The 18,627-nt window shown below is 48.8% G+C and carries 16 protein-coding genes; 5 read left to right on the forward strand and 11 right to left on the reverse strand.

The genetic code is table 11. The features are described 5' to 3' along the window. Positions 1 to 71: 71 nt before the first annotated feature. Positions 72 to 2,726 (reverse strand): mannosylglycerate hydrolase, encoded by a 2,655-nt coding sequence (gene mngB, locus K9N75_RS04915; RefSeq protein ID WP_224452284.1) that lies wholly within the window; start codon positions 2,724 to 2,726, stop codon positions 72 to 74. A 59-nt stretch (positions 2,727 to 2,785) separates the two neighbouring features. Continuing rightward, positions 2,786 to 4,699, reverse strand: a complete 1,914-nt coding sequence (gene mngA / locus K9N75_RS04920; protein WP_061059150.1) for a PTS 2-O-a-mannosyl-D-glycerate transporter subunit IIABC — start codon at positions 4,697 to 4,699, stop codon at positions 2,786 to 2,788. Positions 4,700 to 4,877: 178 nt separating this feature from the next. On the opposite strand from mngA, the gene K9N75_RS04925 reads away from it, so the two are divergent. After that, positions 4,878 to 5,630 carry a GntR family transcriptional regulator gene (locus K9N75_RS04925; RefSeq protein WP_048797690.1) on the forward strand — a complete coding sequence of 251 codons (753 nt, stop codon included), beginning with the start codon at positions 4,878 to 4,880 and terminating at the stop codon, positions 5,628 to 5,630. Here the strand turns inward: K9N75_RS04925 and K9N75_RS04930 are convergent, their stop codons facing one another. From K9N75_RS04930 to mtnN, 3 genes are all read right to left on the reverse strand, one after another. After that, entirely contained in the window at positions 5,631 to 6,245 is a 615-nt protein-coding gene (locus tag K9N75_RS04930; protein ID WP_008812518.1) for a TRIC cation channel family protein, read from the reverse strand. A 215-nt stretch (positions 6,246 to 6,460) separates the two neighbouring features. Continuing rightward, positions 6,461 to 7,279, reverse strand: coding sequence for a vitamin B12 ABC transporter substrate-binding protein BtuF (gene btuF / locus K9N75_RS04935; RefSeq protein WP_048797689.1), 819 nt, complete (start codon positions 7,277 to 7,279; stop codon positions 6,461 to 6,463). Positions 7,280 to 7,303: 24 nt separating this feature from the next. Further along, complete coding sequence (mtnN, locus tag K9N75_RS04940) at positions 7,304 to 8,005, reverse strand: 5'-methylthioadenosine/S-adenosylhomocysteine nucleosidase (protein ID WP_224452285.1); 702 nt, start codon at positions 8,003 to 8,005, stop codon at positions 7,304 to 7,306. 165 nt (positions 8,006 to 8,170) lie between these two features. Between mtnN and dgt the strand changes: the two genes are divergently transcribed. From dgt to K9N75_RS04960, 4 genes are all read left to right on the forward strand, one after another. Then, positions 8,171 to 9,682 (forward strand): dGTPase, encoded by a 1,512-nt coding sequence (gene dgt, locus K9N75_RS04945; protein WP_114446073.1) that lies wholly within the window; start codon positions 8,171 to 8,173, stop codon positions 9,680 to 9,682. A gap of 254 nt (positions 9,683 to 9,936) precedes the next feature. Beyond that, complete coding sequence (gene degP / locus K9N75_RS04950; protein WP_008812522.1) at positions 9,937 to 11,364, forward strand: serine endoprotease DegP; 1,428 nt, start codon at positions 9,937 to 9,939, stop codon at positions 11,362 to 11,364. A gap of 258 nt (positions 11,365 to 11,622) precedes the next feature. Beyond that, complete coding sequence (locus K9N75_RS04955; protein WP_004847375.1) at positions 11,623 to 11,907, forward strand: hypothetical protein; 285 nt, start codon at positions 11,623 to 11,625, stop codon at positions 11,905 to 11,907. Beyond that, positions 11,904 to 12,242: a type II toxin-antitoxin system RelE/ParE family toxin gene (locus K9N75_RS04960; protein ID WP_008812523.1), complete on the forward strand. Its 339-nt coding sequence runs from the start codon at positions 11,904 to 11,906 to the stop codon at positions 12,240 to 12,242. The genes K9N75_RS04955 and K9N75_RS04960 overlap by 4 nt, the downstream gene beginning before the upstream one ends. A 159-nt stretch (positions 12,243 to 12,401) precedes the next feature. Here K9N75_RS04960 and emrB read toward each other — a convergent pair whose 3' ends face one another. The 6 genes from emrB to K9N75_RS04990 form a co-directional block, all read right to left on the reverse strand. Beyond that, positions 12,402 to 13,898: a multidrug efflux MFS transporter permease subunit EmrB gene (emrB, locus tag K9N75_RS04965; protein ID WP_208326293.1), complete on the reverse strand. Its 1,497-nt coding sequence runs from the start codon at positions 13,896 to 13,898 to the stop codon at positions 12,402 to 12,404. A 56-nt stretch (positions 13,899 to 13,954) separates the two neighbouring features. Then, positions 13,955 to 15,130 carry a multidrug efflux MFS transporter periplasmic adaptor subunit EmrA gene (gene emrA, locus K9N75_RS04970; protein WP_008812525.1) on the reverse strand — a complete coding sequence of 392 codons (1,176 nt, stop codon included), beginning with the start codon at positions 15,128 to 15,130 and terminating at the stop codon, positions 13,955 to 13,957. Between the two features lie 24 nt (positions 15,131 to 15,154). Next, positions 15,155 to 16,612 carry an efflux transporter outer membrane subunit gene (locus tag K9N75_RS04975; RefSeq protein ID WP_008812526.1) on the reverse strand — a complete coding sequence of 486 codons (1,458 nt, stop codon included), beginning with the start codon at positions 16,610 to 16,612 and terminating at the stop codon, positions 15,155 to 15,157. Between the two features lie 34 nt (positions 16,613 to 16,646). After that, positions 16,647 to 17,165: a transcriptional repressor MprA gene (mprA, locus tag K9N75_RS04980; protein WP_004847364.1), complete on the reverse strand. Its 519-nt coding sequence runs from the start codon at positions 17,163 to 17,165 to the stop codon at positions 16,647 to 16,649. Positions 17,166 to 17,322: 157 nt separating this feature from the next. Further along, positions 17,323 to 17,664: an L-valine transporter subunit YgaH gene (gene ygaH / locus K9N75_RS04985; RefSeq protein ID WP_174705379.1), complete on the reverse strand. Its 342-nt coding sequence runs from the start codon at positions 17,662 to 17,664 to the stop codon at positions 17,323 to 17,325. A 22-nt stretch (positions 17,665 to 17,686) separates the two neighbouring features. Then, positions 17,687 to 18,448 carry an AzlC family ABC transporter permease gene (locus K9N75_RS04990; protein ID WP_039187395.1) on the reverse strand — a complete coding sequence of 254 codons (762 nt, stop codon included), beginning with the start codon at positions 18,446 to 18,448 and terminating at the stop codon, positions 17,687 to 17,689. Between the last annotated feature and the right edge of the window lie 179 nt (positions 18,449 to 18,627).

Here is an 18,627-nt window from a genome sequence, read left to right on the forward strand (position 1 = left end):
ATATGAGCTCAAAAAAACCTCATCCAACGTTGTTGGATGAGGTTTGTGTTTCATGAACTTAGGCTAAGGTATTACTTTTTTAGTGCAAAACTGAACGTCTTCGATTGGCACGGGGCAAAGTTGCCCATGTCTCCCGGTTGATATTGAGTTTCTTCCCGTAGAATTTCATCCATTCCCGCTTCGCTCCAATGGATTGTCTGTGGATGAATGCTGACTTCTCCCATAGCCGGTGCCTGTTCACTTGGGTTATAGCAACGAATAATCAGCTCATCGCGATCTTCTGCTTTTTTCAATGCGCTGAGCATCACACCGATGCGTGGCATTTCCAGTAGGCTGTAGTGATGCGGTATCTGATGAGGCGCAAGGTTTAGCTTCATCGCGTTGTACGGCATTTTGTTATAACAACGTATTGGCGTGAGATAGTCGCGGGCAAACTGCGGAACTCCAGCCTCTAATGCTGTCCCAGTAAAACCGAACAGGGCGAACTGAAAATGATGTTTTCCCTTCATCTGTGAATCTGGCGTGGGGAGTTTTATACCCGATGGACGGCCAGGTCTTAGCAACAGCTCTTCTTTGCCTAACACCCCGACGGAACGGAACAGCGTGAGAGCGAAAGTATCATTTTGTTCACCGACAATTTCGAATTCACGTAACCCTTGGGTGAACAGAGCCATACCCGCGTTATCACCTTGCAGAGCGGCGAAATTAAGCATTTGCCAGACAGGGATGGGTGCCTCTTTCCAGCCGTCCTGTTCCCAGTGCTGCATCGCAGGATCGCGGGTAGGGCGAGTCATGGTGCCAAATGGATTATCCGCCAGTACGTTTTGGCTTGGGAATGGCGTTGGGATAAGCACCCGCAGGCGATGATCTTCGGCGAGGTTTTCTAAGGTGATATCGACGTCGATACGGCGACTGTTTTTTGCCAATGTCACGCATAGCGTCACAGGCATAGACAGGCTAGCGCAATGAGTTGCACGTTCTGCAAGCGAAGCAGGAACTGGCTGTGCGAACTGAATAACGGCGATGCTTTGCAATGGCTGATGAATAAATTCTGTCTGCGCTTGTGCTTGCTCAGAGGTCATTAACCATTCTTCACGCGGAGGTGAATAGTCATATTCATCGCCATCATCGCCGCCGTTTTCTAACAACAGCGCTTGCTCATAGTGTATGTCGGCCTGTTTATCGAAAATATTAAGCGAGCCGTTCGTATTCACGGTTATCCGATAAAACGCATTCTCCAGTGCCTGGTCATGATTGTCCTCGTTGGACAGGAGCTGCGTATCAGCCTGAGTTATCCGCAGCGTGGTATATCCCATGGCGGGTAGGCGGCGCTCTAACTGAATATCAAATTCCATGAAGGGATCGTAGTTACCGTAATGAACAATTTGCCGATCGACTAAGCCCGGATCAATTTCTCGTGAGGCGCGAATGAAATAGGGAACTTCTTTTCCTTCGTTATCCGTGAGACGAAATGCGTTGGCGCGAATGCGAATAGTGGTATTAATCACCTCGTCGCGCGCATACGGCGAGAAGTTGAAAAGGGTGAGAGAGTCACTGATTTCGTGCTGGTTGTGTAAATTGTCAGCGATTTTGCGCAGAGTAAACTGAATGAGGCTTTCGGCCATATCATCGGCTAGAATGAAACGTGACATCACTTCTTGGTGTACTTTGTCACTGCAGCAGCAGCTAATACTATCGTGAGCATGGTTTTTAAGGATCTCTTTCCACATTTTTTCGAACAAACCGTGGTGATAATCAAAACCTAGGCTCCAAGCGATAGCACACAGCGGCTCAAGGATATTCACGATCTTATTTTCAATCGCGGCATGCGCCTGTTTGATATCCATGCGGGTGGATGAAATAGTGCGGTGCACACGCATGTATTTGCCGTCGTTGAATTCGCCGCACAGGACAGGAAGTTGATCGTGAATGGCCTCAATCCGATCAAAAACCTCTTCGAAGCGGCTGAGAATAAACTCACGATCGGGATAGATCTCACGCAGCTTATCCATGACAGCAAAAATATTTTGCTGGAGCGGCATTTGATCGTGGCCGTTAGGGAGCAATATATCTTTGGTGATAGATGCCTGTTCTAGAACAGGAAAATACTTATCTAGTCGGTCGCGAAGGCCAGCTTCATCTGACGGTAAATATTTACCGATGGCATAACCTAGCGGCAAAACCTGCGTGGTGACTTCGCTGCCGTCATTGCTCTGCCAAAGGAACTCGGTTTTATCGGTACCGTGACGCTCGGAGCATCCGCGCCAGAACATAGCGCGTGTGATGCCAAAACCATTAAAGATATGGGGGAGCTGTGAGGACATACTGAATGAATCCGGTAAATAACCGATTTTCATTGGCTCGCCCAAACTCAGACAATCGCGCATACCATACATCAGATTACGTACGATCGATTCAGCACTCACCATCATCGTATCCGTCTGGGTGTACCAAGGGCCAACAATCAGTTTTCCTGCCTGAACTAAGGCTTTCACTCGTTCGCGATTATGTGGACAGACTGAAAAATAGTCTTCCAAAATCGCAGTTTGGCCGTCGAGAACGTAAAATTTATAGTCAGCATCTTGCTCTAAGCGCTGCAATATTTCTTCCATGTTGTTCACCAGCAAAACACGAGACTCTTCAGTGGTGAAATACCATTCGCGATCCCAATGCATATGCGGAGTGATGTGTACGCGAGAAGTGGTTTTGGTCGTGGAATTTGTCATCAGATATTATCCAGTTCAGTCTCAATCTCGTCCCTTTTTCAAGGAACAATGGCATTCAGTTATTTGATATCGGGTGCAAATGAGCCTTTTTGGCAGGCATATCGACGCCATAACAGCAGGCTAAACGTCGAGATAACGGTGCCGAGCAGCGCAGCTCCGAACCAAAGTAGGGCTGCGTAAATGCCGCCCAGCCCGTTATCGCTAAGTAGGAACAACGAGAAAATACCGGCGCCTGGCGTTGATAGACCAATACCTGCACCTCCGACGATGGCGCCAGTAACCACCGACCCCAGAAGGAATGAGCCAATAACGCGTAGCGGATCTTCAATCGCCATAGGAATGGCGCCCTCGGTGATGCCGGCTAATCCCAGCAGCCACGTTGATTTTCCAGTCTCAATTTCAAAGCTACGGAAGAGCTGAGGGGCGATAATTGTTGAGGCGGTCACGGTAAAAGCAGAGACCATTTTAGTGGCCCCAAAAATGGCATAAGGGCCATACACACCGTTTGCCATTGCGCCAAGGCAGAAGGCATAGGCTGCTTTATTCACCGGTCCACCCAGATCGAATGAACACATAAAGGCAACTATCGCCCCGAGAAGAATGGCATTAGTCCCAGATAGGCCATTCAGCCAGTGGGTCAGGCCATTGTTAATCCATGCGACTGGCTCGCCGATAACGAAAAGCATAATGCTACCCACCACCAGCGTGCCAATGACGGGATACAGATAGAATGAGAGAAAGCCGTTAAAGTTTGGGCTTAAACGAATATGCTTTTTCACCCAACGCATGACATAGCCTGCAATGAGGCCGCCCGCCACACCTCCCAGAAAACCGGCACCAATCAGGTTGGCACAAATACCGGCGACAAAACCCGGTGTTAACGCGGGCTTATCTGCCAGTGACCATGCGATATATCCCGCGAGTACGGGAACCATTAGCGTTCCCAGCATATTTCCACCAAGCTGGCGATACATCCACAGCCATGAATCCTTCTGTGCGTATAAATCCTGCCAACCAAACATCTGCGCCAGTAATACAGCGACAGCTAAAACGGTGCCACCGGCCACAATTAGCGGAACGGCAAATGAAATGCCGCTTAAGAGAGCTTGTTTGACCTCTTGTTTCCACCCCGGTTTAGGCTGAGTTTCGACGGTGGAAACCGGCTGTTCAGCCAACGTTATCGCTTGTTGAAGAAGCGCCTTGGCATGGCGAATAGGCTCAGCGACCGGAACCTGTAGTTTGGGTAACGCTGCAAATCGTTCAGATTCTTTTATTGCCACTTCAGCGGCAAAAATGCAGGCGGTAGCCTGTTTGATCTGCGACTCATCAAGGCGATCTTCCACACCATTGGCGCCCTGTTTCTCGACCAAAACGCGTATTCCAAGTTCACGTCCCGCTTTTTCAAGATATTCAGCGGCCATATAGGTATGAGCAATACCCGCCGGACAGGCGGTAACGCAGACCACTAAAGGTGCCGCCGCAGTCGAAAGATCGTTTTCTACCTGACTTTTTTCTGCGGGTGTACGAGACAATAGCGCCAATACTTGCTGAGGCGTTTGTGCCTGCATCAGCGCATTACGCACCTCGTCATCCACCAACATGGTGGTTAGGGTGGTGAGCAACTGTATATGGGTAGATCCCGCTTCAGCGCTGGGTATCGCCAACAGAAAGATCAAACTAACGGGCTCGGGGCCATCAACACCGTCCCACTCTAATGGCTGACATAGCGTTGCCATGGCAAAAGCGGCTTGGCGTACGCTGTCTGATTTGCCATGCGGAACGGCGAGCGACTCACCCAATGCCGTTGGACCTTCTGCTTCTCGCTGCATAACTGCGGTACGAAATGCGTTGGCATCATGGAGAATACCCTGACTCTCCAGTCGTTGAATTAGCGCATCCAGCGCTTCATCCCGATGCGTAAATGACTGCCTTAAGACGATCAGTTCCGGTGACGTAAGGTGTATCAGATCCATAGAAACTCCCGCGAGAATAATTTGTATTTAATTTGTATTCATGTTTTCAGTAGAACGCAAAATTATTAGCGGTGTCTGTGATCTTAATTAGATAATTCGTATTAAACTTGTATCAACTTGTATTAAGAGAGGTGGTTGATAGCAAAATAGTGGGTAGAATGTGGTTATCGGAATGAGAATGGGGGTTTTAGTGAGTCATCAATCAGTCAGCAGCAAACCGATTTATCGTCAGATTGCTGATGATATTCGCAATAAAATTCAGAAGGGGGAATTGAAGGCGGGAGATGCTTTGCCAACAGAGGCTCGTCTACGCGAGATGTATTCTGTCAGTCGCGTTACGGTGCGGCAGGCAATTCGGTTGCTTGTTGAACAGCAGATATTGGAAAGCATTCAGGGAAGTGGCACTTACGTCAAAGAAGCTAAGGTAAATTATGATATTTATCAGCTCACTAGCTTTGATGAAAAACTGATTAACCATAATATTCATACCCACAGCGACGTACTGACTTTTACGGTGATGACTCCACAGCCGATTGTGGCCGAAGAGCTTTCATTGAATGAAGGGGAACGGGTTTGGTATATAAAACGTCTGCGTTATCTGGGTGACAAAGCGGTTACGCTAGAAGAAACGTGGATGCCGCTGGCGCTGTTTCCCGATCTCACTTTTCAGGTGATGGAAGGGTCAAAATATGTGTGGATTGAGCAGGTAAAACAGCTATCTATTGAGCGTAGCGAGCAGGAAATTATTCCGCGGATGCCGTCTAAAGAAATGGTCCAACTACTTGGATTAGCGGCCGATAAGCCTATTCTCGAAAAGGTGTCTAAGGGGTATTTAAGCGATGGTCGATTGTTTGAATATAGCCGCAATTATTTTAGCACTGATGACTATAAATTTACGCTGGTGGCTCGTCGCCATCCAGCGTCGGCATAATTAGCTGTCTAAGGTAAATGTCGGTAGTTTCAGGTGCCAACGGATGGCGGCGAGACGGATCGCGAGGGTGACAAACATCCCCAGCATCATGGCGTTTTGCAACTCCATGTTGAAGGTCGCGTAGGCGGTCACGTGAACGATACCGCCAATGATGCAGGCGGTCGCGTAAATTTCAGTACGTAAGATCATCGGAATTTCGCGCGCCAGAACGTCGCGGATCATTCCACCGCCTACGCCGGTAATCACCCCCATACACACGGCGATTAGCGGGCCCGCGCCACCAGCAAAGGCTTTATTCACGCCGATCCCCACAAATACCGCTAAGCCAACGGCATCCAGAACGGGCAAGATCCAACTGGGTAAACGACGCGGTTGGCGTACTAACACAATAGTGGCGAGACAGGTGATCATCGCGACAACAAGATCGGTCGGATCTTTCACCCAAAACACCGGACCGTGATCGAGTGCCATATCACGAATAGTCCCGCCGCCGACGGCGGTAACAACGCCGAGCACCAAGACGCCAAACGGATCCATTCGCAATTTGCCGGCTAACAGCACGCCTGAAATGGCAAATACAGCCGTACCTAAAATATCCAGCCAATACACCAGCATGGTTGGTTTCCCCTGTTTAAATCTCAGTGTTATGTAGCAATAGTCTAATTTATGAGGTGATTGTTATATGATTAACTTATTGTTTTAATTGGTTATTTTGTTTTTTATGATGCAATAAGATACATTGAATTTTGAGGAGTTTCTATGGGGAGACACAGAATTAAGCACTTTTCTGCCAAAATAATGGGAGAAAAGTGCGGTTAATCACTGCTAGCTTAGCGGGGAGTTTTGACGGAAAGAGTATCTAGCTGCTCACATAGCGTCTGTGCAGCAAGAATAATGCGCGGGCCGCTGCGGTTTAACCAGTCTTCATTAATGGCGATGACCGGAACGTTCAACTGTGGTTGCCAGAACTGCTTCACGGTTTCTACCTGCTTTTGTGAGCCGCTTACTACGATGACCTGCGGCTTACGCATAATCACCTGTTCCCGACTTACCTGTGGCCACGGAACAGGGCTGTCGGCAAAAATATTGGTTGCACCACACAGTGAGAGTAAATCGCTTTGAATTGTTGCTTTAGAGGTAGTGAATAGCGGCTGAGTGCCGAATTGCATGAGCACGCGGCTTGGATGAGGGCGATGGTATTTTTCACGCAACACTTTCACTTGATCACGAAAATGGCTTGCTGCATCGTGGGCGATCTGGGGTGTTGGGCTATAGGTGGCTAAACGATCGAGATCGTCGGCAATACCATCAATGGTTTTGGGATCGGAATAAAAGATAGGGATACCGAATCCCGACAGCTGATCTAAAACCCGCTGTGGGTTTCCACCGCGCCATGCCAAGATCAAATCAGGCTTTAACGCTAAAATACGCTCCAGATTAATCCCCTGCCATGAGGCGACTTTTTCCAGTTTTTCCGCTGCCGGTGGGTAATCAGAATACGCGCTCGCGGCGATCATTTTATCGCCTAAGCCAGCAGCGTAGGCCATCTCGGTAGTATGGGGAGAGAGGCTAATCACGCGGTCTGCCGCAAAAAGCGGCAGACACAGCAGCAGCCAAAGAGCGCCAAATAGGCGAGAGACAGGCTTCATACGGTAGGTCTCATCTTTGTTCGATCACGCGCGTTTGGCAAATTCTTGCAGCATGGCTTCAACCATGAGCGAAGATTGCTGAGCGGCAACAACTAAAAATTCATCAAAGCTCAGGTGAGACTCTTTGTCTGCAACGTCAGAAATCGCGCGAACTACCACAAACGGTGTTTTGAATGCATGGCATACATGGGCAACCGCGGCCGCTTCCATTTCTACAGCAGCAACTTTAGGGAAGGTTGAACGAATGCGGGCCAAAGGTTCAGCGCCGTTAATGAAGGCATCGCCGCTGCAAATCAGGCCGCGAACTGCATTCAGGTTTAGCGCCGTGATGCAGCGTTCAGCCAACGCAATCAAATCCGCATCGGCGATAAACGCGGCGGGGCAGCCAGCCATTTGACCCGGCTCATAGCCAAAAGCGGTAACGTCTGCGTCGTGATAGCGAACTTCATCTGAAACGACGATATCGCCCACGGTCAGAGTGCTTGCCAAACCACCTGCTGAGCCGGTGTTAATCACCACGTCTGGGTGGAAATGTTCTAGCAACAGCGTGGTTCCCATCGCGGCAGAAACCTTGCCGATGCCAGACTTCAGCAGTGCGACCTCCACGCCGTACAGCGTGCCGGTATAGATTTCACAGCCCGCACGCTGCATAGTTTGGCGGTTTTCGATACGGTCGCGCAGCACAGCAACTTCTTGCTCCATTGCACCAATGATGCCTACTTTCATGATGATACCTGCAAAATTGTGAGTTAGAACTGGAGGCATTCAAGCCTTGTACTAGTCTAACATGCGAGCGCAAAGATTCTGGCTGGATTTGCATTTTACGTAGCGCATTGTTATCACTAGTGAATAGCAATATATGTTCACGCTCGGCAACACAGGACGCAGACGGTGACCAATTTCAGCAACAAGTTTAACTATCAACGCTATTTCAGCAGTCCGATCAACGTAGAGGATGAATACGATATTATTCGTCAGTTTGAAAGCGACCGTGGGCGAATAGTAAACTCGGCGGCGATCCGTCGCTTACAGCAGAAAACGCAGGTTTTTCCGCTGGAACGCAATGCCGCAGTCCGTAGCCGCCTGACGCACTCTATGGAAGTCCAACAGGTAGGACGCCATATAGCTAAAGAAATTCTGCATGATTTACGCCGCCACGATCGATTAAATGAAATGGGGTTAGCGCTGTTTATCGATCCCTTCGAAAGCATCGTTGAAATGGCGTGTTTACTGCACGATGTGGGCAATCCGCCTTTTGGCCATTTTGGTGAGGCTGCGTTAAATAACTGGTTTCGTCAGCATTTAGGCGTGGATACTCAGGGGAATCTTCTCACCGATGAAATGAGCTGTCAGGTGGCCTGTCTACGGCTAAAAGCCGGTGACTCTGAGCTTAATTCATTGCGTACCCGCGTGCGGGCCGATCTCAGCTACTTTGAGGGAAACGCTCAGGCTATCCGTTTAGTGCATTCGTTGCTGAAGCTGAATCTGACCTATGCTCAAATCGCCTGCGTACTAAAATATACCCGCCCAGCTTATTGGCAAGGAGAGGTCCCCGCTAACTATCATTATTTAATGAAGAAACCGGGTTATTATTTAGCTGAAGAAAAATTCATCCAACGGCTGCGCCAAGAATTAGAAATGAAAGAGTTTAACCGTTTTCCACTGACTTATATTATGGAGGCAGCTGATGATATTTCTTATTGTGTCGCTGATCTCGAAGATGCAGTGGAGAAAAATATCCTAACGGTCGATCAGCTTAGAGCCTATTTAGAGTCGGAATGGGGACGGGTAGAAAAGGGCGATCTGTTTGATATTACCGTGGGTGAGGCTTATCGGCGACAAAAAGAAAAATACGGGCACCGCAGCACCGACGATCTTTTCTTTATGTATCTACGGGTCAACGTGGTTAAAGCTTTGGTTCCGCATGCCGCACGGCGTTTTATAGAGAATCTCCCACAGATAGTGGACGGCAGTTTTAATCAGGCGCTGCTTGAGGCTTCTGATTCCGCTAATCATTTGTTAAGCGTATTTAAAAAAGTCGCCTTTCAGCATGTGTTTAACCACCACGAGGTGGAACAGTTAGAGTTGCAAGGGTATCGCGTTATCGGCGGTTTGCTAGATATTTACAGCCCGCTATTACAAATGCCGCTGGCTGACTTTGCCCAATTGGTTAAGGACGATACCCACCGCGGCTACCCGATTGAAACGCGGCTATTCCATAAGCTATCCGTGAAACATCGTTTGGCCTATGGTGAAGCGCTTGAGTTATTAGAAGTCCAAAGCCCTGATGAGTTTATGGTGTGGGAGTATTATTACCGCGCCCGCTTAATTCAAGATTATATCAGTGGTATGACCGATCTTTATGCATATGATGAATATCGCCGTTTAATGGCAGCTGAATAATAGGATAGATGAATAAAGTTGAGTTTTGTAAAGACAGGCCATAATTTTTTACGCTTTCTTGACTGATTGAAAGGGAACTTCAATGTTTTATCCGACTCTTAATAAGCACAAATATCACGGCTAATTTGCCGATGATCATTAGGGAACCGTTGAAAACGTTCGTATCAGACTTACTTTATGAGTAAGTACATCATTGGCGATGTTACGCGTTCCTCAAATTATTTATCGTTGATAATACAAGAGAAAAACATTCTATGAAAAAATCCACTTTAGTATTGAGTGCAGTAGCATTGAGTTTGGGTATGGCGTTAAGCCCGATGTCAGCCAGCGCCGCTGAAACAGCGTCGGCAGTGACCAGCCAGCAGCTACCTAGTCTCGCACCCATGCTGGAGAAAGTGATGCCATCGGTGGTGAGCATCAACGTGGAAGGCAGTGCAACCGTGAATAACAATGGGCGTATGCCACAGCAGTTCCAGCAATTTTTCGGTGACAATTCACCATTCTGTCAGGATGGCTCACCGTTTAGCGGCTCACCTATGTGTCAGGGGGGCGGCGCAAATGGCCCATCTAAAGAGAAATTTAAAGCCTTGGGCTCAGGTGTCATTATTGATGCAGCCAAAGGTTATGTTGCTACGAATAACCACGTGGTAGAAAATGCGGACTCAATTCAGGTACAACTGAGCGATGGCCGCAAATACGAAGCCAAAGTGATTGGTACCGATCCGCGCACCGATATTGCATTGATTCAACTGAAAGATGCCAAGAATTTGACCGCCATTAAGATGGCCGATTCTGACGCGTTGCGCGTGGGGGATTACACCGTGGCTATCGGTAACCCATACGGTCTGGGTGAAACCGTGACTTCGGGTATCGTTTCTGCGTTGGGACGTAGCGGCCTGAACGTAGAGAACTACGAAAACTTTATCCAAACCGACGCGGCGATTAACCGTGGTAACTCCGGTGGTGCGTTGGTGAACTTGAACGGTGAGCTGATTGGGATTAACACCGCAATCTTGGCTCCAGACGGCGGTAACATCGGTATCGGTTTTGCGATCCCAAGCAACATGGTGAAAAACTTGACCGGTCAGATGGTCGAATTTGGTCAGGTGAAACGCGGTGAGCTGGGCATTATGGGTACCGAGTTGAACTCTGAACTGGCTAAGGCCATGAAGGTTGATGCACAGCGCGGCGCATTCATTAGCCAAGTACTGCCAAAATCTTCCGCTGCCAAAGCAGGGATTAAAGCGGGTGACGTTGTGGTGTCTCTGAACGGCAAACCTATTTCCAGCTTTGCATCGTTCCGTGCTGAAATCGGGACTATGCCGGTAGGCAGCAAATTGAAACTGGGTCTGATCCGCGATGGTAAGCCAATCAGCATCGATGTGACGCTGGAGCAGAGTCAACAAGCTCAGGTTGCGTCTAGCAATGTCTTTGCCGGGATTGAAGGGGCAGAGCTAAGCAACGTAACAACGGGTAAAGTTAAAGGCGTTAAAGTAGACAATGTGCAGAAAGGCTCAACCGCGGCGCGTGTTGGTCTACAGAAAGGCGATATCATTCTGGGCGTAAACCAGCAGCCTGTCGCTAACTTGGGTGAACTGCGTAAAATTATGGATTCTAAGCCACCAGTTCTGGCTCTGAATATTTTGCGCGGTGATAACTCTCTGTATCTGTTAATGCAGTAATTTTCTGAGGCCGCATCAAGCGGCCCAATAAGATAAAAAAGCCCCTGTGAGCGTACGCTTGCAGGGGCTTTTTTATGAGTTTTGCGAACCGCATTGCCAATCTGAATGTAACTTGGCTGTAATTAAGGTTTACCGTTTTCTCGCTTGAGCTAGCGAGATATCTTGCATCAGCACGGAAAGTGGACTGGTAATTGTTTATTATTTGGTCATAATGACACCACAAATGACACCACAAATTATAAATGAGAGCCGCCAATTATGAGTACTATTCATTTTCGCATTGATGAAGAGACTAAACGTCTAGCGATGCAGGCTGCGGAGCGTAAAAAGATGAGCCTAACTGAGTTAGTGAGGGAACGCGTGGAGGCGTTGGCTGATGAGGAGCGCCGCTTCCAGTTAGAAAATGCCAATATGGAGCTTGAAACGCTGATCGAACAGGCTTTCAGCGATTATGATTCAGGGAAAATGGAGTTTATTTCTGACGAGCAAATGAATTCGGAAATGGGCAGTCTGAAAGACTTAGCACGGCAGGGAAAGCTGTGAATTCTGTATTTTGGGGAAATCAGGCAGTTGCCGACAGAATGTCTATTTTCCGTTTTTTGGTTCACAAGGCTGGCGCTAAGGTAGCGATTGCGACGGATGAGCGCTTTATCGCGCTGTCTTCATTGCTTTCCGAGCACCCAAAGTCGGGGCATGCCATTAATGGCAATATGCAACGGAGAAGGTTAATTGTGCCACATTTTCCTTTTGTCATGGTTTACGCCTTAGAGTCTCACTCTGTGCGCATTTTGCGCGTAATCTACACCTCTAGAAAGATCGCGGTAAATTACACTCAAAAATCATCGTTACCAATAAAAAAGCCCAGACCGAAGTCTTAATGCTTGTCAGTTAAGCCTGATTTTAGGGGAAGTACACCGATGGGGTCGTAGCAGCTTTAGCTGCCGGAGCGCCCCGCGGTGTGCTAGCCCCGTGTATCTCGATCTCTTAAATGAACAGCATTAAGACCGAAGTCTGAGCTTTTTCCTAAACGCATCGGGTTAGTGAGCACCACCACCGCCACCGGCGGTTGAGAACGGTGGGCGAGCGAACCAAATGAGTACCAGCAGTACCAAGAACACGCCCGCAGACATCCAGAATATCTCGTTGGCGGAGATGATCAGTCCCTGCGAGGTAATTTCATTCGCGAGGTAAGCAGAGGCTTGCTTACTGCTCATACCCAGTTTTTCAAGCTCGCTGTACGTCTGCTGTGCCAGCGGATTGTACGGATTCACCGATTCGGTCAGCTGTGAATGGTGTAGCGCTTCACGGCGAGTCCACAGCGTGGTTGTGATCGATGTACCAATAGAACCGGCCAGCGTACGGCAGAAATTACTCAGGCTAGAGGCTGCCGCCAAACGCTCAGGAGGAAGTCCCGAAAGGCTGATGGTTGTCAGTGGCATAAAGAAGCACGCCACGGCGAAGCCTTGAATAAACTGCGGCCAGGCTGAAGCGCCAAAGTCCATCCCCGGTTCAAAAGTATAGGCACGCCAGTAGAAGCAGACGGCATACATTATGAAGCTGAATGTTACTAAGCGGCGCATGTCCAGTTTAGGCGCAAACTTACCGATAATGGGCGATAATATAACCGGTATCAAACCGACTGGCGCGGACGCCAAACCAGCCCAGGTTGCGGTATATCCATAGACCTCTTGCAGTAGCTGCGGTAGCAATACGATTGCACCGAAGTAGAGCATGTAGGCCAAGCTGATACATAGCACACCAATGGTGAAGTTACGCATTTTGAATAAGGATAAATCGACCACCGGATGTTCGTCGGTAAGCTCCCAGACGAGCAGGAAACACAGAGCAACGACGGCGACAACCGTCAGTACAATGATCTCGGTGGAGTTAAACCAGTCGAGCTCTTTCCCCTTATCCAGCATCACCTGTAGACAACCTACGCCGAGCGCAAGAAGCACCAGCCCCACGGTATCGATAGGCTTGATTTCGGTTTTGGTTTCGCGTCCTTTCAGCGTAGACATGGCGACCAGCGCAACGGCGATCCCCAAAGGCACGTTGATGAAGAAGATCCAGCCCCAGTGATAGTTATCACTGATGTAGCCACCCAGAACCGGTCCGCAAATCGGCGCGACGATAACGGTCATAGACCACATCGCCAACGCCATACTTCGCTTCGCAGGCGGGTAGTTACTGAGCAAGAGACTTTGCGACAGGGGAATCAGTGGGCCTGCTACGATCCCCTGTAACACGCGGAAGAAGATCAGCATCTCGAGGCTAGAGGAGATCCCACACAGCCAAGAGGCTGCGGCAAATAGGATCGTTGACCACAGAAATAAACGAACTTCCCCGAAGCGTTTTGCCAGCCAACCGGTGATCGGGATCGAGATGGCGTTAGCCACCCCGAATGAGGTGATCACCCAAGTTCCCTGCGAGTTAGATGCACCTAGGTTCCCGGAGATCGTCGGGATCGCCACGTTGGCGATCGTCGAGTCCAGAACCTGCATAAAGGTGGCCATTGCAAGGGCCACCGTCATCCATGCAAGCCGTGCGCCCTCAAGTGGTTTTTGTTGCACGTTAACCTCTGCCGTTTTTAGCTTGCGTTAGCCTGAATGATCTCGGCAATCACCTGATTCACCGGTTCAAGGTTCAACGTCAGGACATTACTTTCATATGCAGGCGTTTTGCGTACGTTGTTAGCCAGCACTAAACCGTCGGCATTGGCGGTATCTACCGTAACCAGCGTAGACAAACCAATACGCAGCGGATGCTCTGCAATCTGTTTGGCATCTAATTCGATACGGACGGGTAAGCGCTGAACCACTTTGATCCAGTTACCGGTCGCATTCTGTGCCGGGAGCAGAGAGAACGCACTACCGGTCCCCATGTCTAAGCCGACAACTTTACCTTTATAAACGACATCATCGCCGTACATATCACTGATAACGGTGGCTGGTTGCCCAATACGCATGCCGGCGAGCTGAGTTTCTTTAAAGTTGGCGTCAATCCACAGCTGGTTATCGGGAACGACGGCCATCAGAGGAGTGCTTGGTGTAATTTGAGCTCCCACCTGAACGCTACGGCGCGACACATAACCCGTGATCGGGCTACGGATCTGAGTACGCTCCAGCGCCAACCATGCATCACGAACCTGTGCTGCGGCCTGCTGAATCGCGGGTTGTTTTTCAAGCGGCGTGTTCAGAATCAACGCTTGGTTCGCGTTATATTGCTGAATAGCCACATCCAGCGCGGCTTTAGCGCTTTCAACCGCATCTTGCGCGTGTTGCAGTTCTTCACGACCAATAGCATTAACACTGCCTAGCACCTGACGACGCTTGTAGTCATCGGTGGCTTTATTTAGCTCGGTTTTACGCAGCTGGATGTTGGCCTGATATTGCTTGCCGTTAATGATGAGCTGATGCGTTTGACGCACGCTGTTTGCCAGCGCGGTTTTCGCTTTTTCATAGGCTTGTTCAGCGTCGGTACGATCAAGTGTTACCAGAATATCACCGGCTTTCACTAAATCGGTGCCATCAAAATACACTTTAGTCACGCTGCCAGAAACCTGTGCGTTAATCTGCACCTGATTACCGGTGACGTAAGCATCGTCAGTTTCCTGATGATGACGCAGTACGAGGAACCAATAGGCCAAATAGGCAATACCAATAACGACAAAAATAACGGTCAAAATCGTGAGCCACGTTTTGCGCTGTCTCTTTTTGTTCGAAGGTTGCTGCTGAGTGGTTTGAGCTGCCACGCTTTCGCTCATGTGTGTCTCCGCCTTGCTAAAATATTATGCTTTTGAATTCACGACAGGGGCTTGATAGCCGCCGCCAAGTGAACGAATAAGTCCAATTTTTGACTGCAACAGATTATTTTTGGCATTCAATTCTGCCTGTTGCTGCTGTAACAGCTGAGTTTCACTGTTTAACATAGGCAAACGCCCAGTCAGTCCGCTTTGGTACTGGGCTTGGGCAACACGATAAACCTGTTCGGTTGACTGCGATGCGCCCTGTGCTTGCTGATACATCTGGCTCGCGCTTTGCTGCTGAGTAATGGCGTCAGCGGCATCTTGAACTGCATTAAGGATAGTCTGGTTGTAGGATTCTACCGCTTGATCATAAAGCGCTGATTCTTCTCCCAGTTTGCTCTGCAGTGCACCTGCGTGGAAGATAGGTAGCGAAATCGCTGGCGCTAAGTTCCATGCTTTACTGGCTGCTTCCAGCAAGGTTGGATTCGTTCCTTTGAAGTTAGCAGTAGTAAATCCGGCAAAACCGCTGATGGACACGCTTGGATAAAAATCTTTGCGTGCCGCTTGAACGCTTTGTTCATAAGATTCAACTAACTCACGCTGAGCAGTGATGTCGGGACGCTGGCCTAACAGATTGATAGTTAGCTCTGTCGGTGGTGTTAGCCACTGGCTATCAGGAAGACTAACGCGCTGAATGGCTGATTTTCCGGCTGCGCTTTTGCCTGTCAGTGCTGCGATCTGATGCGACAGCAAATCGATTTGCGTCTGGATTTGCGTCACCATTTGGCGGTTGATATCCACCTGTGCCTGCGATTGCTGCCAAACCTCAATACCAACCACGCCAGCGTTATATTGCTGCTGATTGATTTCGGCCAACGCCTGATAGGACTGGATCTGCTTGTTCAGCAATTCTTGCATGGCATAGTTGCTTTGCAGCTGATAATAGGCCGATGCAATGGCAGACGTCAGTGATAACGCTGTCTGCTGCTGTTCAGCCTGCGCCGCATTAACCTGTGCTTTTGCAGCATTGACCTGATTACGGTATTTCCCCCACCAGTCAAACTCATAGCTAAAGTTAAGACCCAAATTATTGGTGGTTTCATACAGCGGCTGCGGGTTTGGCATATTAGGTGCCAATGGCTGAATCGTATTCTTAGAGAAACGATCGCGACGACTGCTGGCGGTGAGATCGAGATTCGGGCCATTGGCTGAGTTGGCCATACCTACCGCGTTCTCAGCTTCACGCACGCGCGCCGCCGCCTGTTTCAGCGTCGGTGCATTTTTCAGGGCGTCAGCCATGAGTGCATTCAACTGTGCGTCATTGGCTGCCGTCCACCAGTTAATGCTCACCGCTTTAGCGGTGTTAGTTGACGTGGATAACTGCAACTGCTGTGAGTTAATCAGCGAGGACTGCGGTTCAATATTATTGGTTGATGCGCAGCCTGCCAGCAGGAGCACCGCAGTAAGCGCGGTAAATTGTCCACGAATAGGGAATTGCATGGTTAATACCTGATGGTTTAGTTGCCAGACGCGGTTATTGCGTCAGGCCAGATTGTTCCATCTCTTCAATGCGACCCAGCAGCTTACGCGTCAAGGTTTCGAGCACCTGTTGCTCATCCGCAGTCAGAGTGGACCATAAGAAATGCAGGCATTTGTGCTGTGGAGGAAGGATCTCTCCAAGGAACGCTTCGCCGGCTTCGGTCAGGTGCAAATGCAGACAACGACGGTCGCTGTCACTTTCCTGACGTTCAATCCAGCCACGTTTTTCCAGCTCATCGGCAATTCGAGTTGCATTGGTACGCGATGAACCTAAAGCGGCGCTCAGCTCAGATGGTTGAATACTTTTGCTCTCTTGTGCATCCAGCGTGATCAGAGCCATGAACAGTGTTTCGTTAATCCCTTGTTCTTTAAGCATCTTGTTGCGATTTTCCAACAATTTGCTTTGCATATGCATACACAGACGTGTCAGGAGAATTTCTTGGTATGGGAAGTCTTTCTGACGGAGTGCGCGTAGCTTTAGCATTTCCTCAATATGAGCAATAGAACTTGACATGGATGTAACCTCGTTAGTTTCAGGCGGTATAGTAACTATGGGAATTAATAATGTAAATAATCTAACACATAAATAATTAGCGATGATTGTTATTAATTGCTGTTAGAAACATTAATCGCAAAAAATAATTTGCCTGATTAATATCACTGAGATGAAATCAGGTGAACATCATCATCATCTTAAAAACCAAACCGAAGGTAACTGCGCCCGATATGGTAGACATAATGATGCTTTGAGTGCGGTAAAAACACAGTGAAAGGGCGAGAAAGCCACAGAGCGTGGGAATGAATCGTTCGTGGTGAGATAAAATTTCAGGCGTACTCGAAACCACCAACAGAGCGCAAATAGACGCGATGCCGATATTGTCTAAGAGCAAAGAGACAATTCCCTGTTTCGCGGTGTCGCTTTTGCGCGCCCGCCCGAGTCTGAGTGGTAAATAGCGAAAGAGAAAGTTTGCCCCCCCGACGATCAGGCTGATAGTGACGACCGTTGAATCCATCGCAAGGCTACTGAAGGTAAAATTATTTATCATTGCAGACCTCCGGTAACGGCTGTGATTTTGGTCCAAACAGTGAGGCAAGGCAGCCTGCAGCAATACCGGCCAAAATGGATGCAGGAATCGAAAAGATGAGAAGCGCAGCCAAAGAAGCAGCCAATGATGCTATTACGGTAAAACTTTGCTGGCGTTTAAACGAGGCTAATAAAAAGCTCAGAAACAGCGCTGGAAGCATAAAGGTCAGCGATGCTTCGATGGCAGGATAGGCTTTCAGTGGTCCATTGCCAAAAAGTGCGCCAACCGCGGTGCCAAATACCCAAGACAGCCACGAACAGAGTGCAATACCGATCATCCAGTTTTCGCTCCACCGGCGATTATCGCGCATCAGTTTGCTGGTGGCTGCGGCAAAGACTTCATCGGTCAGGCCAAACGCCCAAAGCGCAGTTTTTCCCGGACTCATCTTGGTGATAATGCGATGGCGGAGCGAAGGTCCATACAAGATATGACGAATGTCCATCGCCATCACCGTCAGCGCTGATATCCATAACGACATCCCCGCACTGAGCAGCGCGGTTATCACAAACTGGCTGGCACCTGCGTAGATCACGCTGGAAAAGAAGATGCTCTCAAGCGGAGAGAACCCGAGTTTCACCGCGGTTAAACCAAAGGCAAAAGCGACAGGCAAGTAACCAATCACAATCGGCAAGCTATCTACAATGCCGTCTTTGAAGGTTGATGGCGTAACGATAGTCTCTGCGGCTTGTTCAGCAGAAATTTGAGTTTGCATGTTTGGGTCGTTATGGCTGGATTAGAGATAACACATGGTGAATGAATCGTTAATATGATCACATTATCAGACTGTATACACGCATGATAGTCCCGTGATTAATTAAAATTAAAAATAACTATTTGCAAACTAATTTATGCAAGGGATGATTTGTTTTTTGATTGAAATTTATACAGATG

Origin of the sequence: Hafnia paralvei, assembly GCF_020150375.1 — a bacterium.
GTDB lineage: Bacteria > Pseudomonadota > Gammaproteobacteria > Enterobacterales > Enterobacteriaceae > Hafnia > Hafnia paralvei.